Source organism: Gordonia cholesterolivorans, from assembly GCF_039531975.1.
In the GTDB taxonomy this organism is placed as follows: Bacteria; Actinomycetota; Actinomycetes; order Mycobacteriales; family Mycobacteriaceae; genus Gordonia; species Gordonia sihwensis.
In genome coordinates this window covers 1-770 of record NZ_BAAARB010000065.1, presented here as the reverse complement: position 1 = coordinate 770, position 770 = coordinate 1, and the positions used below count along the sequence as shown (strand labels likewise).

Below are 770 nucleotides of genomic sequence, written 5' to 3'. Positions count from 1 at the left end.
TGGAGTGTTCCCGCTAAAGTGGCCACTGCAATTAAGCGGCGAGTCGTATATGTCTCTGAATCCTAGTTCAAACTCGGCTGGTGTCAAATAGCCCAGTGTGGAATGTCGTCGGGCCCTATTGTAGTACTCCTCAATCCAGGTGAATGTGCTCTTTTTGAGTGCTTTTAGAGTGGGCCACGGGCGCGTGTGAATGAGTTCCTTCTTGTAGCTCGCGAAGAATGATTCTGCGACCGCGTTGTCGAAACAAATGCCAGTGCGCCCCAATGATCGTCGGATATTGTTTTTCGTGCAGTACTTATCGAAGTCGGTGGACGTGTATTGAGTTCCGCGATCGCTGTGGAATATGACTTTTCCGGGTGGTCGACGACGAGCGATGGCCATGTCCAGTGCGTCGGTGACCAGCTCGGTTCGCATGTGGTCGGCCACGGCCCATCCGACGACCATCCGGGAGTGCAGATCGATGACGGTGGCCAGGTACGCCCAGCCGTTCCAGGTCCGTACGTAAGTAATATCGCCGCACCATTTGGTGTTCGCCTCGGCCGCCGTGAAGTCGCGGCCGATGAGGTCAGGTGCCCCAACGGGGCTGTCTCCGGCGACGGTGGTGCGTTTCCACGCCTTCGGGTGGCGGCCTTCCAGACCTGCGACCTTCATGAGCCGCCACACCCGCTTGTGCGAGACCCGGTGGCCGCCGGCGGCGAGTTCCGCACGCATGCGCCGAACGCCGGGACGGCCGTTGAGGTGCTCGTAGTGGTACTCGATCAGCGCTGTTA

The 770-nt window shown here is 59.0% G+C and carries 1 protein-coding gene; it reads right to left on the bottom strand.

The genetic code is table 11. The annotated features are described in order from the left end of the window. The coding region (locus ABFX36_RS18910; protein WP_346077825.1) for an IS3 family transposase at positions 1-770 on the bottom strand (770 nt) is incomplete at both ends.